The sequence below is a fragment of the Nonomuraea sp. NPDC003560 genome (assembly GCF_042878785.1).
Taxonomy (GTDB): domain Bacteria; phylum Actinomycetota; class Actinomycetes; order Streptosporangiales; family Streptosporangiaceae; genus Nonomuraea.
In genome coordinates this window covers 759,337-786,106 of record NZ_JBIAOF010000001.1, presented here as the reverse complement: position 1 = coordinate 786,106, position 26,770 = coordinate 759,337, and the positions used below count along the sequence as shown (strand labels likewise).

Annotated in this window: 23 protein-coding genes; 8 read left to right on the top strand and 15 right to left on the bottom strand. The window is 72.4% G+C overall.

Annotated elements, in window-relative coordinates; all coding sequences use genetic code 11:
* Window positions 1-546: 546 nt before the first annotated feature.
* From ACFYUV_RS03690 to ACFYUV_RS03665, 6 genes are all read right to left on the bottom strand, one after another.
* The gene (locus tag ACFYUV_RS03690; protein ID WP_387665299.1) at window positions 547-2,007 is read right to left on the bottom strand and encodes a cation acetate symporter; all 1,461 of its coding nucleotides are present in this window, start codon (window positions 2,005-2,007) and stop codon (window positions 547-549) included.
* 46 nt (window positions 2,008-2,053) lie between these two features.
* Window positions 2,054-2,521, bottom strand: coding sequence for a hypothetical protein (locus ACFYUV_RS03685; protein ID WP_387664450.1), 468 nt, complete (start codon window positions 2,519-2,521; stop codon window positions 2,054-2,056).
* The gene (locus tag ACFYUV_RS03680) at window positions 2,518-3,267 is read right to left on the bottom strand and encodes a LytTR family DNA-binding domain-containing protein (protein ID WP_352324464.1); all 750 of its coding nucleotides are present in this window, start codon (window positions 3,265-3,267) and stop codon (window positions 2,518-2,520) included. Before ACFYUV_RS03680 ends, ACFYUV_RS03685 begins: the two co-directional genes overlap by 4 nt.
* Window positions 3,268-3,387: 120 nt before the next feature.
* Entirely contained in the window at window positions 3,388-4,566 is a 1,179-nt protein-coding gene (locus ACFYUV_RS03675; protein ID WP_387664448.1) for a sensor histidine kinase, read from the bottom strand.
* A gap of 46 nt (window positions 4,567-4,612) precedes the next feature.
* The gene (locus ACFYUV_RS03670) at window positions 4,613-5,026 is read right to left on the bottom strand and encodes an HIT family protein (RefSeq protein ID WP_387664446.1); all 414 of its coding nucleotides are present in this window, start codon (window positions 5,024-5,026) and stop codon (window positions 4,613-4,615) included.
* Window positions 5,023-5,730, bottom strand: coding sequence for a DUF1838 family protein (locus ACFYUV_RS03665; RefSeq protein ID WP_387664444.1), 708 nt, complete (start codon window positions 5,728-5,730; stop codon window positions 5,023-5,025). The genes ACFYUV_RS03670 and ACFYUV_RS03665 overlap by 4 nt, the downstream gene beginning before the upstream one ends.
* A 52-nt stretch (window positions 5,731-5,782) precedes the next feature.
* Here ACFYUV_RS03665 and ACFYUV_RS03660 point away from each other — a divergent pair, with 52 nt between their 5' ends.
* A complete protein-coding gene (locus ACFYUV_RS03660) occupies window positions 5,783-7,339 on the top strand; it encodes an MFS transporter (RefSeq protein WP_387664441.1) in 1,557 nt (518 codons plus the stop codon).
* A gap of 5 nt (window positions 7,340-7,344) precedes the next feature.
* On the top strand, window positions 7,345-7,941 hold the full coding sequence (locus ACFYUV_RS03655; RefSeq protein ID WP_387664439.1) for a TetR/AcrR family transcriptional regulator: 597 nt from the start codon (window positions 7,345-7,347) through the stop codon (window positions 7,939-7,941).
* Here ACFYUV_RS03655 and ACFYUV_RS03650 read toward each other — a convergent pair.
* The 5 genes from ACFYUV_RS03650 to ACFYUV_RS03630 are packed head-to-tail and all read right to left on the bottom strand — an operon-like array spanning window position 7,928 to window position 10,528.
* Window positions 7,928-8,365 carry a protease inhibitor I42 family protein gene (locus tag ACFYUV_RS03650; RefSeq protein WP_387664436.1) on the bottom strand — a complete coding sequence of 146 codons (438 nt, stop codon included), beginning with the start codon at window positions 8,363-8,365 and terminating at the stop codon, window positions 7,928-7,930. The genes ACFYUV_RS03655 and ACFYUV_RS03650 overlap by 14 nt on opposite strands.
* A complete protein-coding gene (locus tag ACFYUV_RS03645) occupies window positions 8,362-9,300 on the bottom strand; it encodes a YihY/virulence factor BrkB family protein (protein ID WP_364337943.1) in 939 nt (312 codons plus the stop codon). Before ACFYUV_RS03645 ends, ACFYUV_RS03650 begins: the two co-directional genes overlap by 4 nt.
* A 2-nt stretch (window positions 9,301-9,302) precedes the next feature.
* Window positions 9,303-9,935, bottom strand: coding sequence for a DUF3618 domain-containing protein (locus ACFYUV_RS03640; RefSeq protein WP_387664434.1), 633 nt, complete (start codon window positions 9,933-9,935; stop codon window positions 9,303-9,305).
* A complete protein-coding gene (locus ACFYUV_RS03635; RefSeq protein WP_387664432.1) occupies window positions 9,932-10,312 on the bottom strand; it encodes a phage holin family protein in 381 nt (126 codons plus the stop codon). The genes ACFYUV_RS03640 and ACFYUV_RS03635 overlap by 4 nt, the downstream gene beginning before the upstream one ends.
* A gap of 51 nt (window positions 10,313-10,363) precedes the next feature.
* The gene (locus ACFYUV_RS03630; RefSeq protein WP_387664430.1) at window positions 10,364-10,528 is read right to left on the bottom strand and encodes a hypothetical protein; all 165 of its coding nucleotides are present in this window, start codon (window positions 10,526-10,528) and stop codon (window positions 10,364-10,366) included.
* Window positions 10,529-10,607: 79 nt separating this feature from the next.
* Here ACFYUV_RS03630 and ACFYUV_RS03625 point away from each other — a divergent pair, with 79 nt between their 5' ends.
* Both ACFYUV_RS03625 and ACFYUV_RS03620 read left to right on the top strand, forming a co-directional pair.
* Entirely contained in the window at window positions 10,608-13,535 is a 2,928-nt protein-coding gene (locus tag ACFYUV_RS03625) for a DEAD/DEAH box helicase (RefSeq protein WP_387664428.1), read from the top strand.
* A gap of 2 nt (window positions 13,536-13,537) precedes the next feature.
* A complete protein-coding gene (locus ACFYUV_RS03620; RefSeq protein ID WP_364337940.1) occupies window positions 13,538-14,311 on the top strand; it encodes an SWIM zinc finger family protein in 774 nt (257 codons plus the stop codon).
* 2 nt (window positions 14,312-14,313) lie between these two features.
* Here ACFYUV_RS03620 and ACFYUV_RS03615 read toward each other — a convergent pair whose 3' ends face one another.
* The 3 genes from ACFYUV_RS03615 to ctaD all read right to left on the bottom strand — a co-directional run bounded on the left by ACFYUV_RS03615 (window position 14,314) and on the right by ctaD (window position 19,993).
* Entirely contained in the window at window positions 14,314-15,252 is a 939-nt protein-coding gene (locus tag ACFYUV_RS03615; protein WP_358285242.1) for a diacylglycerol kinase family protein, read from the bottom strand.
* 79 nt (window positions 15,253-15,331) lie between these two features.
* Window positions 15,332-18,082, bottom strand: coding sequence for an immune inhibitor A domain-containing protein (locus ACFYUV_RS03610; protein WP_387664425.1), 2,751 nt, complete (start codon window positions 18,080-18,082; stop codon window positions 15,332-15,334).
* Window positions 18,083-18,295: 213 nt separating this feature from the next.
* Complete coding sequence (gene ctaD, locus ACFYUV_RS03605) at window positions 18,296-19,993, bottom strand: cytochrome c oxidase subunit I (protein ID WP_387664423.1); 1,698 nt, start codon at window positions 19,991-19,993, stop codon at window positions 18,296-18,298.
* Between the two features lie 184 nt (window positions 19,994-20,177).
* Between ctaD and ACFYUV_RS03600 the strand changes: the two genes are divergently transcribed.
* Window positions 20,178-21,383 (top strand): aminotransferase class I/II-fold pyridoxal phosphate-dependent enzyme, encoded by a 1,206-nt coding sequence (locus tag ACFYUV_RS03600; protein WP_387664421.1) that lies wholly within the window; start codon window positions 20,178-20,180, stop codon window positions 21,381-21,383.
* Here the strand turns inward: ACFYUV_RS03600 and ACFYUV_RS03595 are convergent.
* Complete coding sequence (locus ACFYUV_RS03595) at window positions 21,380-21,787, bottom strand: hypothetical protein (protein WP_387664419.1); 408 nt, start codon at window positions 21,785-21,787, stop codon at window positions 21,380-21,382. The two genes, ACFYUV_RS03600 and ACFYUV_RS03595, sit on opposite strands and share 4 nt — an antisense overlap.
* 217 nt (window positions 21,788-22,004) lie before the next feature.
* Between ACFYUV_RS03595 and ACFYUV_RS03590 the strand changes: the two genes are divergently transcribed.
* From ACFYUV_RS03590 to ACFYUV_RS03580, 3 genes are all read left to right on the top strand, one after another.
* Window positions 22,005-23,366 carry an FAD-binding oxidoreductase gene (locus tag ACFYUV_RS03590; protein WP_387664417.1) on the top strand — a complete coding sequence of 454 codons (1,362 nt, stop codon included), beginning with the start codon at window positions 22,005-22,007 and terminating at the stop codon, window positions 23,364-23,366.
* 163 nt (window positions 23,367-23,529) lie between these two features.
* Window positions 23,530-26,046: a serine/threonine protein kinase gene (locus tag ACFYUV_RS03585; RefSeq protein WP_387664415.1), complete on the top strand. Its 2,517-nt coding sequence runs from the start codon at window positions 23,530-23,532 to the stop codon at window positions 26,044-26,046.
* Between the two features lie 60 nt (window positions 26,047-26,106).
* The gene (locus ACFYUV_RS03580; RefSeq protein WP_387664413.1) at window positions 26,107-26,736 is read left to right on the top strand and encodes a TetR/AcrR family transcriptional regulator; all 630 of its coding nucleotides are present in this window, start codon (window positions 26,107-26,109) and stop codon (window positions 26,734-26,736) included.
* Window positions 26,737-26,770 lie beyond the last annotated feature (34 nt).

Sequence of the window (26,770 nt, the reverse complement as noted above, 5' to 3'; positions counted from 1 at the left end):
AGGGGACGGCCCAGCCGCGCCCAGGCCGAACCCCAGCCCCACCCGACACCGAGCCAGGGGGGTCGGCCCGGCCGGACGTCCCGCGGGAAGGGGCGAGTCAGCCCTGGCCCGGCCGGAGCACGTCCGCACGCGCCGCCGGCCCGTACCGCCCCGGCCTGGACCCACCACCCCAGAGCGAACAGCCCCATGACCAGGGCGGCATCCCGCGCCCCACGGAAAGCGACCGCAAGCCCCGAGCCGCGAGCGCCCTGGGAAGCCCAGCCACATCAAGGGCAGCAGGCAGCGCGGCGGCCGTGGGCGGCGCTGGGACCGAGGGCGGCCCTGGGAGAGGAAGAGGTGCCGGAGCCGGGGCGGGGGCCGGAGATGTGGCGCACAACAAGGGCGCCAGTGGAAACGGGGTGGCGTCGGAGCGCTTGGGAGGCGTCGCCGCGGGCTGGTCGTGAGCCGAAAGGTCTCGTCGCCTGAGAAAGACGGGAGGGCGGGCAGACGCCCATCGGCACGCTCCCGCGCGTCGGCCGGGCGCGGAACCGGCGGGCCGGGGGCGGGTCATGGGGAGCGGGGGTGCCAGTCGCCGCGGTCCAGGTCGAGGTTTTCCGGGGTGTGGAGGCGGACCATCGTGCGGGCCACGCCGGGCGGTACGCGGTGTGGCGTCAGGAACGACACCGACACCATCACCGTGAACGCGATCGGCACCGTCCAGGCCGCCGGCTGGGCCAGCAGCGCCCCCGTGAGCCCCTCGTACGGCCCCCCGGTGATCGTGGCGAGCACGGCCGAGCAGGCGAGCCCGCCCCCCACGAACAGCCCCGCCAGCGCCCCGGTGGTGGTGAGCCGCCGCCACCAGATGCCCAGCACCAGCAGCGGGCAGAACGACGAGGCGGCCACCGCGAACGCCAGCCCCACCACGTCCGCGACCGGCAGCGCCCGCGCCCACAACGCCAGCGCCAGCGGCACGGCGACGGCCATGAGCGTGGCGATCCGGAACGAGCGCACCCCGCCCTTCAGCAGGTCCTGCGCGATCACCCCGGCGACGGACACGGTCAGCCCCGAGGAGGTGGACAGGAAGGCCGCGAACGCCCCGGCCGTCACGAGGGCGGTGAGCAGGTCGCCGAGCGTGCCGCCGATCATGCGGCTGGGCAGGGTGAGCACGACCGCGTCGGTGCGCACGAGGTCGGGGGCGTAGAGGCGGCCGAGCCAGCCGTACAGGGCGGGCAGCAGGTAGAACGCGCCGAGCAGGGTCAGCACGACCAGCGTCGTACGGCGGGCGGCCCGGCCGTCGGGGTTGGTGTAGAAGCGCACGAGCACGTGCGGCAGGCCCATCGTGCCGAGGAACGTGGCCAGGATCAGCGAGTACGTCGAGTAGAGCCCGTACTCCTTGGCCCCGGCCAGCGGCATCTGCCAGGTGGTGGCGTCCTGGACGCTGAGGGCGGGCGCGCCGTCGCCCTTCCAGGCCAGCAGCAGGAACACCAGCGGCACGGCCAGCGCGGTCAGCTTGAGCCAGTACTGGAACGCCTGCACGAACGTGATCGACCGCATGCCGCCGGACAGCACGTTCACCGCCACCACCCCCGCGACCAGCAGCCCGCCCGCCCACACCGGCGCCCCGGTGATCGTGCGCAGCACCAGCCCGGCGCTCTGGAACTGCGGCATCAGGTACAGCCATCCGATCAGGACGACGAGCACGCTGGCGGTCCTGCGCACGGTCATCGACTCCAGCCTGGCCTCGGCGAAGTCGGGCAGCGTGTACGCCCCCGAGCGCCGCAGCGGCGCCGACACCAGCACCAGCAGCACCAGGTAACCGCCGGTCCAGCCGACGGGCAGCCACAACATGTCCACGCCGTAGGACAGGATGAGCCCGGCGACGCCGAGGAAGGAGGCCGCCGACAGGTACTCGCCGCCGATGGCGGAGGCGTTCCACAGGGGGCTGACGGTCCGGGAGGCGACGTAGAAGTCGGAGGTGGTGCGGGAGAACCTGATGCCGTACGCGCCGATGAGCACGGCCGCCGCCATCACGACGACCACCGCGGTGAGGCTCACGAGGGGCCCTTCGCGCCGGTCACCGGCGTTCCACCAGCTCGGCGAAGTGGCGTTCGTTGCGCTCGGCCTGGCGGACGTACAGCCAGGCGCCGATGACGAAGGCGGGGTAGATGAGCCCGGCCAGCACCGCCCACGGCAGGGAGACGCCGAGGACGTCCACCTCGCGCAGTTCGGGGATGAGCAGGAACAGCAGCGGCAGGCCGCCGACCACGCAGGCCAGCACGGTGCAGACGAACAGGGCGAGCCGGAACTGGGTGCGCAGGAGCGAGCGCATGTAGACCTCGCCGAGGCGGGTCTGCTCGTCGATCTCCCTGGTGGCCGGGTAGCGGGGGCGGCGGGCGGCGGCGGTGCGCGGGCTGGTGACGCTGACCCGGCGCGGCGTCTCGGAGCGGCGGAAGGCGTCCATGCGGCGGGCGGGGTCGGTGCGGCGGGCGGGGTCGGTGCGCGGCGACCCCGCAGGACGCCCCGGCCGGGGATCGGAGGTCATTCCGTCCTGCCCTTCCTGGCGCGGCGGACCAGCAGGTCGCGCAGCTCGCGGGTGTGCCGCCGGCTCACCGGGAGCTCGGTGTCGCCGACCCGGACGCTGCACCGGCCCGAGTCGATGTGCAGTTCCTCGATGTGCTTGACGGCGACCAGATGGCTGCGGTGCACCCGGACGAACCCGGCCGGGGCCCAGCGCTCCTCCAGCGTGGCGAGCGGGATGCGGACGAGGTGGCTGCCGTTCGCGGTGTGCAGCCGGGCATAGTCGCCCTGGGCCTCCACGTAGAGGACGTCGGCGCTGGAGACGAACCGGGTCACGCCGCCCAGCTCGACGGGGATGGTGTCGCTCTCGCCGGTCTCGGCGGGCACGTCGGCCGAGACCGCCACGCGCCTGATGGCCTCGGCGAGACGTTCGGGACGCACCGGTTTGAGCAGGTAGTCCTCGGCCTTGATCTCGAAGGCGTCCACCGCGTGCTCCTCGTACGCGGTGACGAACACGACCCGCGGCGGGTTGGCGAACTGCGACAGCAGCCGTCCGAGCACGACGCCGTCCAGGCCGCGCATGCGGATGTCGAGGAAGACGGCGTCGATCGGGCGGCCCTCGGCGATGCCGCGGTCCAGCAGGCGCAGCGCGGCCGCCCCGTCGCGCGCCGTCACCACCTCGCCGATGCGGGCGTCGGCGCGGAGCAGGTAGGACAGGTCCTCCAGCGCGGGTAGCTCGTCGTCCACCGCCAGGACGCGCAGCCCGGTCACACTCACTCCTCACACCTCGAATGCATTAGACAGTGATGAAACCCGCACCAAACGTCAAGGCCGTCACGGCGGGGTCACAGGTGGGGGCAGGTGTGGGAAGTCGGCGGGGGGTCAGCAGGGTCAGCGGGCCGAGACGCCGGGGTGGTACTTCGGCAGGCGCACGTTGACCTTGGTGCCCGCGCCCGTGCCGGTCTCGACGACCAGGCCGTACTCGTCGCCGTAGACCTGGCGGAGCCGTTCGTCGACGTTGGCCAGGCCGACGCCGCCGGTGGGGGCGATCTCGCCGGCCAGGATGCGGCGCAGCCGGTCGGGGTCCATGCCGAGGCCGTCGTCCTCGACGCTGATGCGGCACTCGGCGCCGGCGTCCTCGGCGATGATCGTGATGCGGCCGACGCCGTTGCGGCTCTCCAGGCCGTGCCGGACGGCGTTCTCGACCAGCGGCTGCAGGCACAGGAACGGCACCGCGACCGGCAGCACCTCGGGGGCGATGCGCAGGGTGACCTGCAACTGGTCGCCGAACCTGGCGTGTTCGAGGGTGAGGTAGCGCTCGATCGAGTGCAGCTCCTCGGCCAGCGTGGTGAACTCGCCGTGCCGCCGGAAGGAGTAGCGGGTGAAGTCGGCGAACTCCAGCAGCAGCTCGCGGGCGCGTTCGGGGTCCGTACGGACGAAGGAGGCGATCGTGGTGAGCGAGTTGTAGATGAAGTGCGGCGAGATCTGCGCGCGCAGGGCCCGGACCTCGGCCTCCATGAGCAGCGTGCGCGAGCGGTCGAGCTCGGCCAGCTCCAGCTGCGAGTTCACCCAGCCGGCCACCTCCTGCGCCGCCCTGACCAGGCCGGCCGAGGCGTTCTGCCCGTAGGCGGCCAGCGCGCCGACCAGGCGGTCGTCGGTGGTCAGCGGGACGACGACGGCGTGCCGGATCGGGCATTCGAGCAGCTCGCAGTCGATGGTGAGCACCTGGGTGCGGCCGTCCCGCAAGGTGGCGGCGGCGTGCTCGAACGCCTGGGCGGCGTGCTGGTCGCCGGCGCCGTCGTAGACGAGCAGGCGCTCGCGGTCGGTGATCGCGAGCGCGGCCGAGCCGAGCAGCGCGCGCAGGTGGCGGGAGGCGCGCTCGGCGCCCTCGGGGGTCAGCCCGGCCCGCAGCGGCGGCCCGGCCATGGAGGCGGTGTGCAGGGTCTCGAACGTGGCCCGCTCGGCCGGGCTGGTGCCCAGCTCGCGGCGGCCCCGCATGACGCGCCAGAGCACGATCGCGGGCACGCCCACCAGCACGGCCACGACGGCGACGCCGACCAGGTACTCCACGCGCCCCGAGCCTAGCGCCCGCCGCCGCCCGTGCCGCCCGCCGCCCTCACTCGGCCGCCAGCGCCTTGGCGACGGCCGCCGCGTAGGTCTCGGCCTCCTGCGCGGACTCGTAGGTGGTGCGCGGCCAGAAGAAGCCGCGCAGCCCGTCCTTGCGGTTGCGCGGCACGACGTGCACGTGCAGGTGGGGCACGCTCTGGCTGATCCGGTTGTTCATCGCCACGAACGTGCCGGCCGCCTCCAGCCCCTCCTCCACGGCCCTGGCCATGGCCTGCACCCGGGAGAAGAACGGCCCGACGTCGGCGAGGTCGGCCAGCGTCTCGACGTGCAGCCGGGGCACGACGAGCACGTGCCCCTTGAAAACCGGGCGGGTGTCGAGGAAGGAGACGGCCACCTCGTCGGCGCTCACCACGTGGGCGGGACGCGCGCCGGCGATGATCTCGCAGAACAGGTCGGTGCTCACCGCCCGACCTTATCGGCGAAGGCCGTCCAGCTCGTCACGTTGGGCGCGGTCCACTCCTCGGGGGCGTGCAGGAAGTGCTCGCCGACGCGGTCGCGCAGCCGCCCGGGGACGTCGGCGACCTTGGCCCCGCGGCAGTGGTAGACCAGCCCGCCCGGCCGCTGTCCCATGGCCATCCAGGGCAGCCAGGGCGAGACCCGGCACCAGGAGAAGACCGCCGGCACGCTGGGCATGCCGGACTCGACGTCGGCGGCCGAGGCGAAGAACTGGAAGAGCTCCAACGCCCGATACGTGTCCCGAGCCGAGTTTTCCGGATATTTCGCGACAGGTAGTGGCGAAGGGTAGGAAAGGCGGATGTCGGCGTTGTAGACGACCTGCTCCCCCAACCGCGTCACCGGCACCGGATAGGCCCCGAGCCGCTGGTTGACCGGGTCGTTGAAGACGTGCTGCACCTCGACGGACCGCCCGGTGAGCGGGTTGTCCCACACGTCGATCGGTTCCCTGGTCCTCGGGTCGAGGTAGAGCGCCGCCTCCCTGGTCAGCAGCTCCCAGCCGCCGTCGGCCGGGCGCGCCCGCGCCACGTTCAGCCCCTCGAAGCCGAACAGGTGATGGGGGCCGTCGTCGTCCTGCCAGCCGTAGACGTCGCCGGTCCAGTAGGAGATCGTCTCGGCGCCGTCGGCCGAGGCACGCACCCGGATGAAGTCCATGATCCGGAGCTTACCCCTTGTTTCGAGACAGCATGTTGCTATCTTTAGAGACATGGTGTCGCTAAATGAGCGGACCCGGCAGAGCTGGCTCCCGCTGATCGTGCTCGGCGTCGGGATGTCGATGATCATCATCGACGCGACGATCGTGAACGTCGCCGTCCCCGCGATCATGGGCGATCTGGGGTTGTCGGCCACGGACGTCGAATGGGTCAACTCCATCTACTCCCTGGCCTTCGCCTCCCTGCTCATCCCCCTCGGCCGGACCGGCGACGTGCACGGCAGGCGCCGGATGTTCGCCGTCGGCCTGGTGGTGTTCCTGGCCGCGAGCATGCTGGCCGCCTCCGCGCCGAGCGGCGCGCTGCTCATCGCCGCCCGCGTCGTCCAGGGCGTCGGGGCGTCCATGGTGGTCCCGATGACGCTGGCGATCATCAACTCCCTCTACACGGGCTCGCGCCGGACGATCGCCTTCGCCGTCTGGGGCTCGATCATCGGCGGCATGGCCGCGCTCGGCCCGCTGCTCGGCGGCTGGGTGGTGACCGACTTCGGGTGGCGCTGGGCGTTCTGGGTGAATCTGCCGATCGGCCTGCTCGTGCTGCTCGGCACGGCCCGGGTGCCGGAGTCGAAGGACGCGGCGGCGGGCGGCTCGGACGTCCCGGGCGTGCTGCTGTCGGTGGTCGGCCCGGCCGCGCTGGTGTTCGGCCTGATCGAGGGCCAGCGCTACGGCTGGTTCACGCCGACCGGCGAGGCCACGCTGTTCGGGTGGACCTGGCCGCTCGGCGGCGTCTCGCCGATCCCGTTCGCCTTCGGGCTCGCGGGGCTCGCGCTGGCCGCGCTGCTGCTGGTCGAGCGCTCGCGGGCACGATCGGGCCGCCCGGTCGTGCTGGACCTGTCGCTGTTCGCCATCCCCTCCTTCAGGTACGGCGGCGCCGCCGCGATGATCATCAGTCTCGGCGAGTTCGGCCTGATCCTGGTGCTGCCGCTGTTCCTGCAGGCGGCCATGGGGTTCACCGCGTTCGCCACCGGCCTGATCATCGCCTCGCTGGCCGGGGGCACGTTCCTGGCCGGCGGCGTCGTCCCGCGGCTCGACCTGGCGCCCAGGGTCATCGTGCGGCTGGGGCTCGTCCTGGAGGCCGTGGGCGCGATCGCGATCGGCCTGGCCGTCTCCCCCTCGCTCGGCGCGTGGACGCTGGTGCCGTGGCTCGTCCTGTACGGCGTCGGCGTCGGCTTCGCCTCGGCCCAGCTCCCGAACGTGATGCTCGCCGACGTGCCCGCCCGCCGCTCCGGCGTGGCCTCCGGGCTCCAGAGCACGATCCGCCAGCTCGGCGCCGCCGTCGGCATCGCGGTGCTGGGCGCCGTCCTGGTCACCGGCCTGGACGCGGCGATGGCCGAACGCCTGCCCGGCGAGCCCGCGCTCGGGCAGGCCGTCCGGGAGAGCGCCGGCGCGGCCATCGCGGCGATCAGGGACCCCGCCGACCACGCCGCCGCGGTCGCGGCGGGCGCCGACGCCACCCGCCGGGTCACGATCGTGACCGGCCTCGTGCTGTTCGGCGGCGTCGGGGCGACGTTCCTGCTGCCCGATACTGGGAGGAGACGACGCGAAGAGGAGTGAGTCCGGTGCCGAGGATCAGCGCGGCGACGGTGGCCGACCATCGGGCCAGCCAGCACGCGGCCCTGCTGGCGGCCGCCATGGAGGTCCTGGCGGCCGAGGGCCCGGCCGGGCTCACCCCCGCGGCCGTGGGCGCGCGGGTCGGGCTGGCCCGCTCCAGCGTCTACCGCTACTTCTCCTCCACCGCCGACATCCTGGCCCAGCTCGTGGAGGACGCGATCCCCCGCTGGGCCGACCGGCTCGTCACGGCCACCCGCGACGGCGGCCTGGAGGAGCGGGTGCGCGCCTTCGGCGCCGTGTCGCTGGCGTTCGTGACCAGCCCCGACCACGCGCTGCTGCGCGCGGTGGCCGCGGTCGACCTGCCCGCCGAGTGCCGCCACCGGCTCGACCAGCTGCACGAGACGATGATCGAGCCGCTGCGCGGGCTGCTCGCCGAGGCCGGGGAGCCGCATCCCGACCTGGTGGCCCACCTGGGGTGGAGCATCCTGGGCGAGGGCCGCCGCCGCCTGGCCGCGTGCGCCGACTCCGGCGAAGGCGCCGAGGCCGAGGTGATCACCGCGACCACCCTCGACGTGTTGTGCCGGGCCGTGCTCAGCGCACGGTGATCTCGAAGACCGCCTCGCCCGACTGCCGCCTGCTCTCCTCGTCGGGCGGCGTCGAGCTCTGGCCGCACCGCCAGCAGTCGCGCAGCGTGATCTCGGCGGTGCCCGGGCTCTTGGTGTTGAAGACGAAGTAGGCGGTGCCGCCGCTGCCGGGGCCCTGGCCCGCGCTCCTGCGCTCCTCGCTGATGTAGGAGGCCACCCTGGCGTCGGGCACCGCCGCCAGCCGCCAATTGTCGCCCACCGAGGGGTTGTCCGGGACGGCCAGCGAGAACCGCTGCCCCGGGCGCAGCTCGGCGCGCACGGTCGTGCCCTTGGCGCCCTTGACGACGGTGCCGAAGTCGCTGACCGCCGAGCCGTCGCCGCAGCCGGCCACCAACCCCGAGGTCAGCAGGGCGAGTGCGGCGACGACGGCCTTTCCACGCTTCACTCGGGAAGGCTATCCTCCTTCGGCGGGTCCCGGGGCTCCACGTACGGCTCCTGCCCGACGGGCTCGCCCTCGGCGATCTGGCGTTCCCTGATGAGCTCGGCGTCCAGCTCGGCGCCCAGCAGCAGGGCCATGTTCGACAACCACAGCCAGATCAGGAACACCACGACGCCGGCCAGCGTGCCGTAGGTCTTGCCGTAGGACCCGAAGTGGGCCACGTACAGGGCGAAGCCGCCGGAGACCACGACCCAGAGCACCACCGCGAGCAGCCCGCCGGGGGTGATCCAGCGCACGCCGGGCTGGCGCACGTTCGGCGCGGCCCAGTAGAGCACCATGATCAGCCCGGCCGCGACGAGCGCGAGCACGGGCCATTTCAGGATGTCCCAGGCGGTCACCAGCGCGCTGCCCAGGCCGAGCGCCTTCCCGACGCTCCTGGCCAGGTCGCCGGTCAGCGCGACGGAGATCGCGCCGAGCGCCAGCAGCACGGTGGCCAGCACGGTGAGCCCGATCCGGAGCGGGGTCACCTTCCAGAACGGACGCCCCTCGTCGATGTCGTAGATGGTGTTGCCGGCCCGGATGAACGCGCCGATGTAGCCCGACGCCGACCAGAGCGCGACCAGCAGGCCGACGATCGCGACCAGGCCGGCCGAGGCCGCGTTCTCCTGGACCGACCGCACGCCCGTGACGATCAGGGAGCGCACCTCGTCGGGCGCCAGCACCACGAGGTTGCCGACCAGGGTGGCGGTGTCGCGCCTGCCGAGCAGGCCGAACACCGACACCAGCACGATCAGCGCGGGGAAGATGGACAGGACGGCGTAGTAGGTGAGCGCTGCCGCGAGGTCCTGGACGCCGTCGTTGCGGAACTCGACGACGGTGCGTTTGAGCACGCTCCACCAGGCCCTGCGCGGCAGTTCCGCAGGTCTTTCGGGGGAACGCACGCCTACTTCGCCCTGTTGCGCTTCCTGAGCCGCCGCACGACGAGGGCCGTCACCGCCGCCGCCGCGGCCAGCAGCAGCACCGGACGCTTGCGCGCCCCGGTGGCGGCGTCCTTGACCTGGTGGGGGGTGGCCTCGCGGACCTTGCCCGCGACCTCGCCGGCCATGCCCTTGGCCGTGCCGGTCACCTCGGCGGCCTTGCCCTTGGCCACGCCGGTCATCTCGGCGACCTTGCCCTTGGCGGTGCCGGCCGCCTCGGCGGCCCGGCCCTTCAGGTCGGCCTTGTGTGCCAGGGCGCTGACCGTGTCGCCCAGTTCGTTCCTGGTCTCCTTGATGCTTTTTCGCACGTCTTCCTCTTCCTCGTCGTCCTCGCCACGGCCCCCGCCCCCGCCCAGCGACTCCTCCTCGACCGCGCGGCTCTCCACCGCCTCGGTCCGGTCGTCCGGCACGGGGGTCTCGGGGATGAAGGTCTCGTGTTCCTGCCGGGCCAGTTCGGCCCGTTTCGCGTTCTCCGCAGCCCCCGGTCTCGTCGGAGGCACGTTGATCGACTCGCGTTCGGTCGGCGTGCCGACGGTCGCCCTGCGGGCGCCCACGTCACCGGCGTGCTGCTCGCTGTATCCGGGGTCCGTCTCGCTCATCGGCGTGCCCTCTCCTTGACCATGTCGATATCGGCCTTGACGCTCGCGATGGTCTCCTCGGGGACCGGCGGCGTGGCCTGCTTCACCTGGTTCTTTCCGGTCAGGCCGAGCAGGGCGGCGGCGATGAGCAGGACCGCCCCCACGATCGCGGCGGCCGCCCACGCGGGCATGACCAGAGCGAGGAGCAGCACGACGGCGGCCACCAGCGCGGCAGCGCCGAAGAACGCGGCCATCCCGGCCGCGCCGAACAGCCCCGCGCCGAACCCGGCGCGCCTGCCCTTCTCCGCGAGCTCCAGCCTGGCCAGGCGCAGCTCGTCCTTGACGAGCCTGGAGACCTGGTCGGACAGATCACTGACCAGCTTGTGGGTATCGTTCACGACGTCGCCTCCTCCGCTGAGGAAGGCGACTACCCAGCTGACCGCCTGTTATTACCTCTTGGCGGCCTTCAGCAGGAACCGGAGGACGGACGCCACCGGCGACTCGGGCGCCTCGCACCAGTTGTCGGGCTGCTTCGGCCTGCTCCACGGTGCGGGCAGCTCGCACGAGGGAGCCTGCGGCTCAGGCCGCTCACACCACGATCCGGGAGTGTTCATCCTTCGATGGTACGACCTCCGGCCCGGCCCGCAGAAGACCCGCGGACCGGTCGCTCCAGGCCGGCGGTAACCTGCCGGGGTGCTGGTACACGGGGTGTGGGCGGGTGACGGGCTCGCCTTCTGGGGAGAGGTTCCCGGCCGGGCCGCCGCGGTGTCCCGTGGGGCGGGCGCGCGGCCCCATCCGTTCGCCGCGTCCCCTGCCGAGCTGGCCGGCGCGCCGGGCCTCGGGGTGGGCGGGCCGTCCAGGGAGCTGGAGCTGCTGCTGCCGGGGTCGGCCAAGGGGCCGCTGCCCTCGCCGGAGACGGGGCTGCTGACGGAGGTGGTCAGGCCGCGGCTGCTGCCGTGGCGGGTGCCCGCGGTCGTGCTGCCGCCCGCCGAGGCCCTTGCCGCGCTGGACGGTCTTCCGGGCGACGCCACCGCCACCGTCCGCCATTGTGCCGCCGTCGCCGCGCTCGCCCGCGACCTGGTGGGCCGTGGCCGGGTCGTCCCCCAGCTCGTCCCCGTGCCCGATGCCGACGGGGCCGTGCCCGATGCCGACGGCGCCGCGCTGGCTCTGTGGCGGCCCGTGCTGACCGGGGCCGACGCCGCCTACTTCCGCGACCTGGCTCTGGCCATGCCGCCCGCCTGCCGCACCTGGGCCGCCGAGCGTCCGGCCGCCGGGGTGCAGCTCCAGGCGCTGGAGGCGTTCACCGACGCGCTCGTCCGGCAGGCCGTCACCACTCCCCTGGCCGCCCCCTCCGCCGCCGCCCCGGCGACGCCGCGGGAACGGTGGCTGGCCGCGCTGACCGGCGACCCGGCCTGCCCCGACGACCCTGGCCTGCGCGAGGAGCTGGACCGCTGGCGGGCGGCCGTCACGGCGGCCGAGGGCGCCACCCGCGTCTGCTTCCGCCTGCTCGAACCGGCCGCCGGCGACGACTGGCGGGTCGAGCTGGCGCTGCAGGCCGCCGACGACCCCAGCCTGTACGTCCCGGCCGCCCGCGTCTGGGACGGCGAGAAGGGCCTGCCCGGCCGGCCGGAGCGTGAGCTGCTGGCCGGGCTCGGCCGGGCCGTGCGGCTCTACCCGGAGCTGGACCGGGCCCTGCGCGTGCCGGAGCCGAGCGAGCTGGCCCTCGACACGGCGGGCGCGTTCGGCTTCCTGCGCCAGGCCGCGCCGCTGCTCCAGGCGGCCGGGTTCGGGGTGCAGCTGCCGCGCTGGGCGGGCCGTACGCGGCTCGGGCTCAAGCTCACCACCAGGACCAAGCCGCAGACGGCGGCCGTCAGCCAGGGCTTCGGGCTGCGCGAGCTGGTCGACTTCCGCGTCGACCTGGCGGTGGGCGAGGAGACGATCAGCGAGGCGGAGCTGGCCGAGCTGGCCAGGCTCAAGGTGCCGCTGGTCCGGGTCCGCGGCCAGTGGGTGGAGCTGGACGACCGGCAGCTCAAGGCCGCGCTGCGGGCCGTGGAGGGGGTGCGCGCGGGCGAGGCGGCCGCGGCCGACCTGCTGCGCCACGTGATCCAGGGCGACGACGAGCTGCCGTTGCTGGCGGTCGACGCCGACGGCGTGCTCGGCGACCTGCTGTCGGGCCAGGCCGAGCGGCGGCTCACCCCGCTCGCGACCCCGCCGGGTCTGGACGCCGTCCTGCGGCCCTACCAGGAGCGCGGGCTGGCGTGGCTGAGCTTCCTGTCGGAGCTGGGCCTCGGCGGCGTGCTCGCCGACGACATGGGCCTGGGCAAGACGGTCACCACGCTGGCGCTGCTCGTCCACGAGCGGGCCGCCGCGCCCACGCTGCTGGTCTGCCCGATGTCGCTGGTGGGCAACTGGCAGCGGGAGGCGGCCAGGTTCGCCCCGGGGCTGCGCGTGTACGTCCACCACGGCCCCGGCCGGGACGCCGCCCGCATCGCGGCGGCCGACCTGGTGATCACCACGTACGGCACCGCCCACCGCGACCTGGAGATCCTGCGGGAGCACGAGTGGCGCCGGGTGGTGTGCGACGAGGCCCAGGCGATCAAGAACAGCGGCACCCTCCAGGCCCGCGCCGTCCGGTCGATCCCCACCCGCACCCGGCTGGCGCTGACCGGCACGCCCGTCGAGAACCACCTCGCCGAGCTCTGGTCGATCATGGAGTTCGCCAACCCCGGCCTGCTCGGGCCGCGGGCCCGCTTCCGCACCCGGTTCCAGGAGCCCATCGAGGCCCGCCAGGACGAGCAGGCCGCCGATGCGCTGAAGCGGGCGACGGGCCCGTTCATCCTGCGCCGCCTCAAGACCGACCGGTCCGTCATCTCCGACCTGCCGGAGAAGATCGAGATCAAGGAGTGGTGCCCGCTCACCCCCGAGCAGGCCACGCTGTACCAGGCCGTCGTGGACGACATGCTGGCCCGGATCGACGGCAGCGAGGGCGTCGAGCGGCGCGGCCTGGTGCTGTCGGCCATGGCCAGGCTCAAGCAGGTCTGCAACCACCCGGCCCACCTGCTCAAGGACGGCTCCCGCCTGGCCGGCCGGTCGGGCAAGCTGGCCCGGCTGGAGCAGCTGGCCGAGGAGGTCCTGGCCGAGGGCGAGAAGGCGCTGCTGTTCACGCAGTACGCCGAGTTCGGCACGATGCTCCAGCCCTACCTCGCCCAGCGGCTCGGCCGCCCGGTCCTGTGGCTGCACGGCGGCCTGCCCAAGAAGACCCGCGACCGTCTGGTCGAGCGTTTCCAGCACGACCCGGAGCCGATGTTGTTCCTGCTGTCGCTCAAGGCGGCCGGCGTCGGGCTCAACCTGACGGCGGCGAGCCACGTCGTCCACGTCGACCGCTGGTGGAACCCGGCCGTGGAGGACCAGGCCACCGACCGGGCCTTCCGCATCGGCCAGCGCAGGAACGTCCAGGTGCGCAAGCTGATCTGCGCGGGCACCCTCGAAGAGCGCGTCGACCAGATGATCGAGCGAAAGAAGGCGCTGGCCGAGCGGGTGGTGGGCGCCGGCGAGGAGTGGCTGACCGACCTGTCCACCGACGAGCTGCGCGACGTGTTCCGCCTCACGGGAGGGTCCTGACCATGCCCGACTGGTACGACGGCGGCGGCCCCATCGAGGTCGAGGGCGGCCTGCGGGCCCGGTCGCGGCGCGGCAGCATCGGCTCGGCCTGGTGGTCCAGGCGCTTCGTCGACATCCTGGAACGCGTCTGCGACAAGGGCCGCCTGTCCCGCGGCCGCGCCTACGCCCGCAAGGGCCAAGTGCTCTCGATCGACCTGTCGGCGGGGCTGGTCCGGGCGTCCGTGCAGGGGTCGCGGCCGAAGCCGTACGACGTCGTGGTCAGGATCGACGTCTACGGCGAGGACGTGTGGGCGCGGCTGGAGGAGGCCGTCGCGGCGCAGGCCGTCCACCGGGCCAGGCTGCTGGCCGGGGAGATGCCGGTCGAGATCGAGGAGCTGTTCGCCGCCCATGGCGCCGACCTGTTCCCGCGCGACCTGGACATGGAGTGCTCGTGCCCCGACTGGGGGTTCCCGTGCAAGCACCTGTCGGCCGTGCTCTACCTGCTGGCCGAGTCGTTCGACGACGACCCGTTCCTGGTGCTGGCCTGGCGTGGGCGCACCCGCGAGCAGCTGCTCGGCTCGCTGGCCGACGACCCGCCCGCGCCCGACCCGCTGGAGGTGGCCGACGTGCCGTTCGCCGACCGGCTGGCCGACTTCTACGCCCCCGGCGCCACCGCGCACCGCCCGGAACGCCGCCCCGCCGCGGCCGCCCCCGACCTGCTGCCGCGGGTCTTCCCGCCGCCCGCCGGCCTGGCGGACGCGCTCGCCCCCGCCTACCGGGCGCTGGGCGAGGGCTGAGGTCAGTTGTCCTCGAAGGAGTCGGGGACCATCACGCGCACGCCGTTGGGCACCACGCGCAGCGTGATCGGGGTGCGCAGGCGCACCTCGCCGTCGACGTCGGCGGCCATCGGCGGGTCGGTCTCCAGCAGCATCTCCCGGCCGACCACGAACGGGCCGCCCGCCAGGCTGCGCCAGCGGCCGGTGGTCGCGCGCAGCAGCGTCTCGCCGAGCAGGCGCAGCTTCTTGCCCGAGCCGAGCTGGTAGGCCACCAGCATGCCGTTGTCGATGCTGATGTCCTTGGCCACCTGCCAGCCGCCGTGGAAGCGGCCGTTGGCGATGTTGAGCTGGTGGGTGAGCAGCTCGTGGCGCTGGCCCTCGACGGTGATGTAGGCCCGGAAGGGCCGGTGGCCCGGCAGGACGGTGAGCGCGGTCATCGGGTAGGCCGGACGGCCCACGATGCGCTTGAGCCAGGGCTTGACCCGGCCGGCCACCTCGACCGAGACGCCGAAGCTGGCCAGGTTGGCGAAGGGCCGGTCGCCGGCCATGCCGAGGTCGATGTCGGCGACCTTGCCGGTGGAGAACACCCGGATGGCGCCGGCCAGGTCGAGCGGCAGGCCGAGGCTCCTGGCGAAGTTGTTGGTGGTGCCGAGCGGCAACACGCCGAGCGCCACGTCGCGGTGGGCGACGTGGCGCACGGCCGATGAGAGGGTGCCGTCGCCGCCGCCCACGATCAGCAGGTCGGGGTCGGTGGCGAGGGCGGTGTCGAGCAGGTCGCGCAGCCGCTTGGGGTTGTAGACCGACAGCTCGGCCAGCGGCTCGAACCCCAGGTTGTGCAGCTGCTCGATGACCTCGAAGTAGTGGCGGCGGCCGCGGCGTGAGCGAGTGTTCACCACCACCGCCACCCGGCGATCCCGCCGGATCGCCTCAGTGTGCTCGATCTTGGTGCGCAGTTCGCTCATGGTCATCAATCGTAGGCGCTGTGTCCGCCGCTCAGTGCTGGATCGGGGGGCCGCCGGGGATCCGGCGGCCCCCCTTACGCTACTTCTTCGGCGGGACGACCTGGACGACGGCGCCCAGGTTGCCCGGCAGCTGGCTGATCAGCTTGAACTGCACGCCCAGCGCCTTGCCCTCGTCGCCGGGGTTGCCCGACCCGGCCACGTGGCCGTCGCCGAGGTCGGTCCCGTACAGCTCGGTGGCGGGGGTGCCGTCCAGGTGCACCACGCGGGTGCTGTACGGCTGGTCGCCCTTGCTCGGCACCACCGCGGAGGCGTCGAAGTCACGGTAGTAGAGCGAGCCGTTCTGCAGCTCGAAGCCCGGAACCCAGGTCTTCGCGTCGGTGAAGGACGACACGCCCCTGAGCGCGGGGATGTTGGTGCAGTACTCGCTGAACGGCTCGTCCGGCGCCTCCAGGCACTCCTTCAGCGGGTACGTCTGGTCGAAGGAGAACGCCGCGTTCGAGGACTGCGTGCGGCCCTCCATGTTCTTGTGCCTGGTCGGGTCCTTCTGGGCGGCGGTGCCGGTGCGGCGCAGCGGGTCGTAGTGCGAGTCCACGACCAGCAGGCTGCCCTTGGAGCCGATGCTCGGCGGCAGGGTCAGGTTGTTGACCACCGAGTTGTTGGTGAAGGTCGAGTCGCGGTACCAGACCAGCAGGCCGGGCGCGTTGTACTTGACCTTCTCGACCTTCCACGCCCCGTCGCGGGAGTAGTTGGTGTCGTAGGCGTACTGCAGGCCCTTGTCGAAGCCGTCGAAGTTGCGCCACTCGGCGAGGTAGAAGCGGGAGATCTCGCGCGAGCCGTTGTTGACGGTCCAGCCCTGGCCGCTGGTGTTGGTGAACGTGCCGCCGGTGGCCTTCCAGCCGTTCTCGCCGTTCTCGACGTCGTCGCTCCAGACGGCGGTGCCGCCGTTGGTGAGCGAGAAGTCGTCGGCGTGCCAGCCGCGCGGCTCGAAGGCGGCGTCGGTGTTGTAGGTCAGGCGCAGCTTGATCGACTGCCCGGCGTACGGCGTCAGGTTGACGTAGTCGTGCCGCCACTGGCCGCCGGTGTCACCGGTGAGCCCGTACTTCTTGTTGCCGAACGTCTTGAGGTTCTTGTTCGGGTCGGGGTAGCCGTCGGGGGTGGTGACCTCGGCGCCGGCCTCGTCGTAGACCTTGAGCTGGGTCCAGGTCTGGCCGCCGTCGGTCGAGACCTCCACGAAGCCGAAGTCCCAGTCCTGCTCGATCTCGTAGTTGTTCCACATCCAGAACCGCACGTCGGAGCCGGCGGGCACCGGGACGTCGCGGGTCAGGGTCTGGTTGGCCCAGTCCTGGTCCAGGTTGGACCACCAGGCCTTCGTGCCGCTGTGCGGGTCGATCATCTTCAGCGGCGTGGAGGCCAGGTTCACCCGGACGCCGTCCTCGGTGTACTTGGGCGTGCGGGAGGACTGCCCGACCGTGACGGACTGGGCGGCGTCGCCCGGGTTGAACGTCTTCGGGTTGGCCCAGCCGAGCACCCACTTGTCCCACAGGCCCATGTGCGTGGGCATGGACTGGAAGATGGGGCCGGAGTGGGAGCCGCTGGACATCAGGTCCCAGAAGTCCACCGCGGAGCTGGCCTGGCCGCTGGTGTCGTACAGGTCGGGCAGGCCCAGGTCGTGGCCGTACTCGTGGGCGAAGACGCCGACGCCGGAGTCCTCGGGCTGCACGATGTAGTTGGAGATCTTCTTGTCGCTGCCGGGGATCTTGTAGCCGCCCGCGACCGCGCTGGAGTGCGCCCAGATGGCGTAGGTGCCCTCGGCGCCGCCGTCGGAGGACTTGTCCTTGCCGGCGTGCACCATCACCAGGTGGTCGATGACGCCGTCGGGCTCGTTGAAGTTGCCGTCGCCGTCGGAGTCGGCCACGTCCTCCTGGTCGTAGTCGGCCCACGGGAAGTTCGGCTGGGCCGCGGCCAGGGCGTTGACCGTGTCGATGGCGAGCTGGCCCGCGCCGGTCGGGTTGCTGGGGTGACCCGACATGTCCTGCGGCTGGCCGCCACAGGCCGCGGCGCCGTAGTACGCCTCGGAGTGGGGGGCCTTGATCCAGCCGACGGCCGAGCCGGTGACGGAGTAGGCGCCCTTGGACAGCTCCTCGTACATCTTCTTCATCGTGAAGCCGGAGATGTCGATGCCGGGCTTGCCGTCGCGCGGGTCCTTGAGGTCCTTGCGCACGCGCTCGGTGATGCCCTCGTCGCTGTAGAGCATCTTGTTGAAGTGGTCGGTGCTGAAGTCCTTGAGCCAGAAGGAGTTGTTGTCCTTCTGCGGCAGCGTCGCCGGGTCCGGGATGTTGTTGTGCAGCGGGCCGTTCTTGAGCGTGCCCGGCGGCTCCACCACGCAGTCGTCCGGCGCGCTGTCGGTGGTGCGCAGCCGGTTGAAGCCGGAGAAGTCGTCGTTCGCCTGCTCGTTGAACTCGACCAGGACGGTGAGGAGCTTGGCGGTCTTGACCTGCTTGGAGTTCTTGTAGATCCATTCAGCCGGGTTGCGGCCGGTCCTGATCGCCTGGTTCTCCCGGGCGGCGAGGACGCGGGCCGCGGCGGGGTTCCCGCTGACGAACTTCCTGTCGAACTTCTCCGCCGGCGAGAGCGAGCGGGCCTTGCCCTTGTTCAGGCCGGGTTCCTGCGGCTCCTTCTCGACCCGCGGGGGAGCGTAGTTGATGTAGTAGTCCGCCGCCGTGGGCTGGTAGCTGGCCACTGACGTGGCCTGGGCCGCCGGGACGGTCAGCGCGGCGCCGAGGAGGGCGACCGCCGGGAACGCGACTAACAGGCGCTTTGAGCTTGGCACCAGGTACCCTCTCTGCCCGGGGTCGCCGGGCGCATGGCCATAGGGTGTGCAATGCCGGACGCTAGAGGGTGGATAAACGGGTCGTAAAGTACGTTGTTGAAACGTGATCAAACTACGACATTTTGACCAACAGAATTGTCGCGGCGGCATCGCCCGCAATGACCCCGCATAAACGCAACAAAGCGATCTTGAAACGCCGGATCGGCCGGAAGGTCAGTCGGCGGCGAGCACCGGCGGCGGCTGCTCGGGGCCGGGGTCCGGCTCCACGGCGGGCGTCGCGTCCTCGTGCGGGTAGTGCAGGTCGAACGCGGGCCGCTCGGAGCGGATCGGCGGCATGCCGGTGAAGTTGTGCCGCGGCGGCGGGCAGGAGGTCGCCCACTCCAGCGAGTTGCCGTAGCCCCAGGGGTCGTCGAGCGTGACCCTGGGCGCGTGCCTGGCCGTCCGGTACACGTTGTAGAGGAACGGCAGCGTCGAGGCGCCGAGCAGGAACGCCCCGGCCGAGGAGATCTCGTTGAGCGCGGTGAACCCGTCGGCCGCGCTGTAGTCGGCGTACCGGCGCGGCATGCCGAGCTGGCCGAGCCAGTGCTGGACGAGGAACGTGGTGTGGAAGCCGGCGAACAACGTCCAGAAGTGCACCTTGCCGAGCCGGTCGTCGAGCATCTTGCCGGTCATCTTCGGCCACCAGAAGTAGAAGCCGGCGAACATGGCGAACACCACCGTGCCGAAGACCACGTAGTGGAAGTGGGCGACGACGAAGTAGGTGTCGCTGATCTGGAAGTCCAGCGGCGGCGAGGCCAGGATGACGCCGGTCAGCCCGCCGAGCAGGAACGTGACCAGGAACCCCACCGCGAACAGCATCGGCGTCTCGAACGACAGATGGCCGCGCCACATCGTGCCGATCCAGTTGAAGAACTTCACCCCCGTCGGCACCGCGATGAGGAACGTCATGAACGAGAAGAACGGCAGCAGCACCTGCCCGGTCGCGAACATGTGGTGCGCCCACACGGTCATCGACAGCCCGGCGATGGCGATGGTGGCCGCGACCAGGCTCAGGTAGCCGAAGATCGGCTTGCGGCTGAACACCGGGATCACCTCGGTGACGATCCCGAAGAACGGCAACGCGATGATGTAGACCTCGGGATGGCCGAAGAACCAGAACAGGTGCTGCCACAGCAGCGGCCCGCCGTTCGCTCCGTCGAAGACGTGCGTGCCGAGCTTGCGGTCCGACTCCAGCACCAGCAGCGCGGCGGCCAGCACGGGGAAGGCCATCAGCACGAGCATGCTGGTCAGCAGCACGTTCCAGGTGAAGATCGGCAGGCGGAACATCGTCATGCCCGGGGCCCGCATGCCGATGATCGTGGAGATGAAGTTGACCGCGCCGAGGATCGTGCCGAGGCCGGACATCACCAGGCCCATGATCCACAGGTCGCCGCCGACCTGCGGCGAGTGGATGGCCGACGACAGCGGCGTGTAGGCGAACCAGCCGAAGTCGGCGGCCCCGCCCGGGGTGAGGAAGCCCGCCACCACCATGAGCCCGCCGAACAGGAACAGCCAGTACGCCACCGCGTTCAGCCGGGGGAAGGCCACGTCGGGCGCGCCGATCTGCAGCGGCATGACCACGTTGGCGAACCCGGCGAACAGCGGCGTGGCGAACAGCAGCAGCATCACCGTGCCGTGGATGGTGAACAGCTGGTTGTACAGCTGCTGGCTGACCACCTGCATGCCGGGCCGCGCCAGCTCGGCCCTGATCAGCATGGCCATGACGCCCGCGACGAGGAAGAAGCCGAAGGAGGTGATCAGGTAGAGGTACCCGATGACCTTGTGGTCGGTCGTCGAGAGCCAGGAGGCGATGACGGTCCCGGTACGGCGGCGCCTGACCTGCTCGATCGAGGTGTCCCGAACAGTCGTCACGGCTGCTCCCTCCTTCGCGGAGTTGTGCCTGCCCCGATGTCCTCCATTCCACTCCGGCGATCGCCGGACGGGAAGCGCTTCTTTAGAACGTCTTTGAACCGGTGTCCCACATGCCGGGCGATTACCGGACCCCTCGGGGACTTCTTCTATCCTTTGGACCGAACCGACTCGGAGGAGAGATCTCGTGACCGCACAGAGTGACTACGCCGCCCTCGTCCAGCGGGGGCTCTCGCTCGACCTCACCCGGGGCAAGCCGTCACCGCGCCAGCTCGATCTCTCCGACGGCATGCTCAAGCTGCCCACCTCCGTCAAGGCCGCTGACGGCACCGACGGCCGCAACTACGGCAACCTGCAGGGCCTGCCGGAGCTGCGCGAGATCTTCGCGCCGCTGGTGCAGGTGCCTGCCGGACAGCTCGTCGTGGGCGGCAACTCCAGCCTGACGCTGATGCACGACACGATCGTGCACGCGCTGCTGTCGAAGGTGCCGGGGGCCGAGCGCCGCTGGGTCGAGGAGCCGGAGATCACGTTCCTGTGCCCGGTGCCCGGCTACGACCGGCATTTCACCATCTGCGAGCGGCTCGGCATCAAGATGACGGCCGTCCCGATGAACGCCGACGGCCCCGACATGGACGTCGTGGAGCGCCTGGTCGCCGCGGACCCGGCGGTCAAGGGCATCTGGTGCGTGCCGAAGTACAGCAACCCGTCCGGCGTCACCTACAGCGACGAGACCGTGCGCAGGCTGGCCGCCATGCCGACGGCCGCCCCCGACTTCCGGATCATGTGGGACAACGCCTACGCCGTCCACCACCTCACCGACACGCCGGACGAGCTCGCCGACCTGCTCGCGCTCGCGGCCGAGCACGGCAACCCCGACCGCGTGTTCGTCTACGCCTCCACCTCGAAGGTGACGTACGCGGGCTCGGGCGTGTCGTTCTTCGGCTCCTCGCCGGCGAACGTGGAGTGGTTCCTCGCCAACACCGCCAAGCAGTCCATCGGCCCCGACAAGCTCAACCAGCTCCGGCACGTGGAGTTCCTGCGCGACGCCGCGGGCGTGGCCGCGCACATGCGGCGGCACGCCGAGCTGATCGGCCCGAAGTTCGAGCTGGTCGACAAGGTGCTGACCGAGCGCCTCGGCGACCTGGCCACCTGGACCAGCCCGCGCGGCGGCTACTTCATCAGCCTGGAGGTGCCGCACGCCGCCGAGGTGGTGGCCAGGGCCAAGGCCGCGGGCATCGCGCTCACCCCGGCCGGCGCCACCCACCCCTACGGCCAGGACCCGGAGGACCGCACGATCCGCATCGCCCCCACCTTCCCCGAGCTGGACGAGCTGGAGCAGGCCATCGACGGCCTGGCCGTCTGCGTCCGCCTGGTGGCGGAGGAGCGCGGCTAGATCGCCCGGCCCCGGAAGCCGAAGATGTACTCGCGCGTCTCGCCCGGATGGAACGAGACGCCGACCCCCGGCTCGAACGCGACGTTGTCGCGGGCGCAGTAGTACAGCCGTTCCCACACGGCCAGCGCCTTCTCCCGGGCCGGGGCCTCGGCGTGGTCGCGCCTGCGGGCGCCGCGCGCGCCGAGCACGAACAGCAGCCCGAGCCCCCAGAACAGCCCGGTGAGGCAGAAGGGCGCGAGCAGCACCTCGCTCCACTGCGAGTCCTTGCCCATCGCGATCACCAGCGACACGACGAGGTGCACCAGGGCCGCCACGCCGAGCATGATCCACCCCTGGTTCCTGGCCCAGGGCGTGTAGTGGCGGCTGGGGAACGACATCCACACCGCGAGCTGCGTACGGCTCATGACGTGCTTCGACGCGCCCATCGACGGCGCGGTCGGCAGGTCGGCGACCTCGCGCTGGCCGGGCAGTCTGACCCTTCCTATCCGGTATGTCGTCCCCGCGGCGACCGCGCCCGGAACCGAGACGAGCTGGTCAGCCTGCGTACATACCGGGCACCTGACTTCCACCCAGGGCAGTCTGGCCTTAAGGAACGGTCCGCGCAAACCGTAGGGTGCAGGTGTGAGACCGATTGATGCCCTGGTGAACTCGCTGTCCGAAGCTCGCGTGCTGACCGACCCGGACGTGATCGACTCCTACGCCCGCGACCGCACGTTCGTCGAGCCGGGCAAGCCGCTCGGCGTGGTGCTCGCCGCCTCGCGCGAGGACGTGGTGACGACCCTGCGGTGGGCCACCGAGCACCGGGTGCCCGTCGTGCCGCGCGGCGCCGGCACGGGCCTGGCGGGCGCGGCCACGGCCGGCGACGGGACGATCGTGTTGTCGCTGGCCAGGATGACGGCCATCAGGGAGCTCTCCCCCGCCGACGAGATCGCCGTGGTGGAGCCGGGGGTCATCACCGCCGACCTCGACCGCGCCGCCCGCGAGCACGGGCTCATGTACGCGCCGGACCCCTCGTCGTACGAGATCTCCACGATCGGCGGGAACCTGGCCACCAACGCCGGCGGCCTGCGCTGCGTGAAGTACGGCGTCACCAGGGACGCCACGCTCGGCCTTGAGGTCGTGCTGGCCGACGGGCGGATCCTGAACACCGGCCGGCGCACGATGAAGGGCGTCACCGGCTACGACCTGACCGGCCTGTTCGTCGGCTCGGAGGGCACGCTGGGCGTGATCACCGCGGCCACCGTGCGGCTGCGGCGGGCTCCCGCCGCGCCGCCGGCCACGTTCGCCGCCGAGTTCGGCTCGCTGCGCGAGGCGGGCGCGGCCGTGTCGGCGATCATGGCCGCGGGCTGCCAGCCCTCGCTGATGGAGCTGCTGGACCGGGCCACGCTGGAGGCCATCGACGACTGGCGCAACATCGGGCTCGAACCGGCCACGCAGGCCATGCTGATCGGCCAGTCCGACGCGACCGACGGCCAGGCCGTGGCCGCCCGCATGGAACGGCTCTGCCTGGACAACGGCGCCTCGTTCGTGGCCGTCTCCTCCAGTCCGCAGGAGACCGAGGAGCTGGTCGGGCTGCGCAGGATGGCCTACCAGGCCAAGGAGCGGCTGGGGGCGTGCCTGGTCGAGGACGTGTGCGTGCCGCGCTCGGCGCTGCCCGAGATGATCACCGCGATCGAGGCCGCGGCGGCCCGGCACGGCGTGCGGATCTGCACGGTCGCCCACGCCGGCGACGGCAACCTGCACCCGGTCTTCATCTTCGAGCACGGCACGGCCGAGCCGCCCGCGCAGGTGTGGGCCGCGGCCGACGAGGTGTTCCGGCACGCGCTCTCGCTCGGCGGGACGCTGACCGGCGAGCACGGCGTGGGCGTGCTCAAGCGGCGCTGGCTGGGGCTGGAGTCCGGGCCGGTGGCGGCCGAGGTGCAGCAGGGCATCAAGGCGGTCTTCGACCCGCTGGGCATCATGAACCCGGGCAAGGCCATCTGAATTTGCCAAGCCGTGACCTTGGGGCTCCGGCGCGGACACGACCTGCGACGAAACACTGACATGTTCCGTCAAAAGGTGGAACTTACTTACAGGTCCGGCAGACGTCCCACATGTCACGCTGGTAGCGTTTTGCCCCATCTATTGGTTGTCATGGGGGTCCGACGTGAATCAGTTCCAGCCGCTGGCGGCGGACGACCCGCGGCGGCTGGGGGCGTATGACATCGTCGCCCGGCTCGGCGAGGGTGGTCAAGGCGTCGTCTATCTGGGCAAGAGCGACTCGGGTGACCAGGTCGCCGTCAAGCTGCTGCACAACGCCCTCGTGGCCGACGCCGACGCGCGGACCAGGTTCCTGCGCGAGGTGGCGGTGGCGCAGCGGGTCGCCCGGTTCTGCACCGCGCCCGTCCTCCACGCCGACCTCGACGGGAGCCGCCCGTACATCGTGAGCGAGTACGTGCCCGGCCCCTCGCTGCGCGAGCTCGTCATCAACGAGGGCCCGCGGCGGGGCGCGGCGCTGGAACGGCTCGCGATCAGCACGGCCACCGCCCTGGCGGCCATCCACCGGGCCGGGATCCTGCACCGCGACTTCAAGCCCGCGAACGTGCTCATGGGCCCCGAGGGGCCGGTCGTGATCGACTTCGGCATCGCCCGCGCCCTGGACTCCCCCGGCGCGACGGCCACGGGGATGGCGATGGGGACGCCGTCGTACCTGGCGCCGGAGCAGCTCAGCGGGGCCGCCGTGTCGGAGGCGGCCGACGTCTTCGCGTGGGGCGTCACGATGGTGTACGCGGCCACCGGCAAGCCCGCGTTCGGGGCGGACTCGATCCCCGTGGTGATGAACCGCATCCTGAACGAGGAGCCGCAGCTCGGCGGGATGGAGGGCGAGCTCGGCGCGCTGGTGGGCCTGTGCCTGTCGAAGGACCCGGCGCAGCGGCCGAGCGCCGACGAGCTGATCGTCCGGCTCACGGGGCAGCCCGCTCCCAAGGCCGCCATCGAGCCGGTCACCGGCGCGACCGCCACCCCGGCCGTGCCCCACCAGGCCGGCCCTGCGAACAGCCCCGCGAATGGCCCCGCGAATGGCTCTGCGGCCGGCTCCTCCGGTGCGGCGCAGGACGCCTACCCCGGTCCCTGGACCCAGCCCACCGGCGCCAACGCCGTGCCCCGGCAGCCCGGCCCCGACAACCGCCCCGCCCCCGGCGTCCCGCAGGGACCGGCGGGCCCCCAGGGCACGGGCCCCCAAGGTACGGCGGGCCCCCAAGGTGCGGCGGGCGGTCCTCAGGGCGGCCCGGCCGGGCCCGGCACGCCAGGCGGCCCCCACGCGGGCGCCATGCCCGGCGCCGCCCAGGGCGTCCCGCACCCGGGCGTCCCGCAGGCCGGAGCCCCCGGCGGTCCGCAGGCCGGCGTTCCCGGCGGCCCGCACACGCCGGGCGGGCCCCAGACGGGCGCTCCCCACGGCGGCACCCCCGGCACGCCTCACGGAGGCACGCCCGGCGGCCCTCAGGGCGGCGTTCCCGGCGGTCCCCAGAGCGGGGCCGGGGCTCAGGGCGGCGTTCCCGGCGGTCCCCAGGCCGGTGGCATGGGCGGTGCGGCCGCGCAGGCCGGTGCGATGGGCGGTCCGGCCGCGCAGGGCGCGGTGCCGCACGGGCACCCGCACGGCGGCATGCCGGGCGCTCCTCAGGCCGGACATCCCGGCGCTCCTCAGGCGGGGCATCCCGGCGCTCCTCAGGCGGGGCACCCCGGTGGACCCCAGGCGGGGAACGCGGGGGCGACCAGGGTCGGCGGTCCGCAGGGCGGGACGTCCGGCGAGACGTCCGACAAGGCGCCCGACAAGCAGCGGCGGACGCTGACGCTCGCGCTCTCCGGCGCCGCCGCCGCCGCGCTGCTGGTGGTGGCGGGCGCCGTCGTGGTGCAGGCCAACAGCGACAAGGTCGCCGTGACCGCCACCGGCGGCACCTCCGAGAACCCCACGGGCGACGGACAGGGCGCGGGACAGCCCGAGCCGCCGGTCGCCGAGGTGACCCCGGACCCCATCCTCCCGGCGGAGACCGGCGAGCCCGTCCCCACGCTGGACGTCGGCGAGGCCGAGCCGCCCAAGAAGGTCAAGCACACCAAGGACCCCGTCATCGCGGTCCCGAACCCGGTGACGACCGTGACGGCGACGGCCCGCCCGGCGACCAAGCACCCCACGCCCACGCCCAAGCCCACCAAGACGAAGAAGCCCACGGGCTTGATCGACGGCGAGGACCAGCCGACCACCACCCCGACCCCCGGCCCCACGACGACGGTCCCGGCCAAGAAGCCGACGACGAGCAAGCCGACCGTGAAGCCCACCGTCAAGCCGACCGCCACGCCCAAGCCGAACACCTTCAACGTGGTGGCCGTCTGCGGCACCGGCTACAGGGTGATCGACAAGCACGCGCTGGGCACCTCGGCCACGATCTTCCTGCTCTACAACACCAGCGCGGGCAAGAACTGCGTGGTCACGATGTCGAAGCTGGTCTATCCCGGCAAGGTCTCCATGAACGCCACCCTCCAGGTCCAGGGCGGCGCGAGCGCCGGCAACCCGGGCAACTTCACCGCGTACGCGGGCCCGGTCCGGCTGGCGGCCGTGAAGAAGTGCGTGATCTGGGGCGGTTCGTGGAAGTCGCTGAGCTGGAAGTCCGGCTGGAGCCACTGCACCTGACGTGACGGCGCGCGGCGGGACCCCTTCCTTCCGCGCGCCCCGCTCGCTACGGTGACTGACGTGATCGTCAGGTCCCTGTCCCTGCGCGGCAAGCGCACCCGGGCCACGTTGCTCGCGGCCGGGCGTGAGGCGTTCGAGGAGCACGGGTACGACGCCGTGCGGATCGACGACGTGTGCGCGCGGGCCGGGGTCTCCCACGGCACCTTCTACACGTACTTCGACTCCAAGGAGTCGCTGTTCGGGGAGGTGGCGCAGACGGTGGTCGGCGAGATGTTCGCGGCGAGCGCGGTCGGCGACGCCGCCTCCGGCGACCCGTACGCCCGCATCGAGGCCGCCAACCGCCTCTACCTGCGGGCCTGGGCGGCCAACTCACGCCTGGTCCGCATGGTGGAGCACGCCGCCGACGCCGACGCCCGCTTCGGGCGGCTGGTGCTGGAGCTGCGCGAGGCGTTCGTCCGGCGCGGCGCCGACGGGCTGCGCCGGCTGCAGGAGCAGGGCCTGGCCGACCCCGCGCTCGACCCGCGGCTGACGGCCGTCATGCTGGGCGGCATGGTCGAGCACTTCGCCCACGTGTGGCTGGATCTCGGGGAGCGGGCCGGCGAGCAGGACGCCGTCGACCACCTGACCCGGCTGTGGGCGCGGGCCATCGGGCTGACGCCCGCGTCGACTTCGCGACAGGAGGCCCCGTGATCAGGAGCCGGCTCGACCCGCGCGACGCCGATTA

Coding starts and splice junctions, on each gene's coding strand:
- ACFYUV_RS03690 (WP_387665299.1), bottom strand. CDS start 2,007: ATGGCGGCGGCCGTGCTCATCGGCGCGTACGGCATCAGGTTCTCCCGC.
- ACFYUV_RS03685 (WP_387664450.1), bottom strand. CDS start 2,521: ATGACCTCCGATCCCCGGCCGGGGCGTCCTGCGGGGTCGCCGCGCACC.
- ACFYUV_RS03665 (WP_387664444.1), bottom strand. CDS start 5,730: ATGGACTTCATCCGGGTGCGTGCCTCGGCCGACGGCGCCGAGACGATC.
- ACFYUV_RS03660 (WP_387664441.1), top strand. CDS start 5,783: ATGGTGTCGCTAAATGAGCGGACCCGGCAGAGCTGGCTCCCGCTGATC.
- ACFYUV_RS03640 (WP_387664434.1), bottom strand. CDS start 9,935: ATGAGCGAGACGGACCCCGGATACAGCGAGCAGCACGCCGGTGACGTG.
- ACFYUV_RS03630 (WP_387664430.1), bottom strand. CDS start 10,528: ATGAACACTCCCGGATCGTGGTGTGAGCGGCCTGAGCCGCAGGCTCCC.
- ACFYUV_RS03620 (WP_364337940.1), top strand. CDS start 13,538: ATGCCCGACTGGTACGACGGCGGCGGCCCCATCGAGGTCGAGGGCGGC.
- ACFYUV_RS03615 (WP_358285242.1), bottom strand. CDS start 15,252: ATGAGCGAACTGCGCACCAAGATCGAGCACACTGAGGCGATCCGGCGG.
- ACFYUV_RS03595 (WP_387664419.1), bottom strand. CDS start 21,787: ATGAGCCGTACGCAGCTCGCGGTGTGGATGTCGTTCCCCAGCCGCCAC.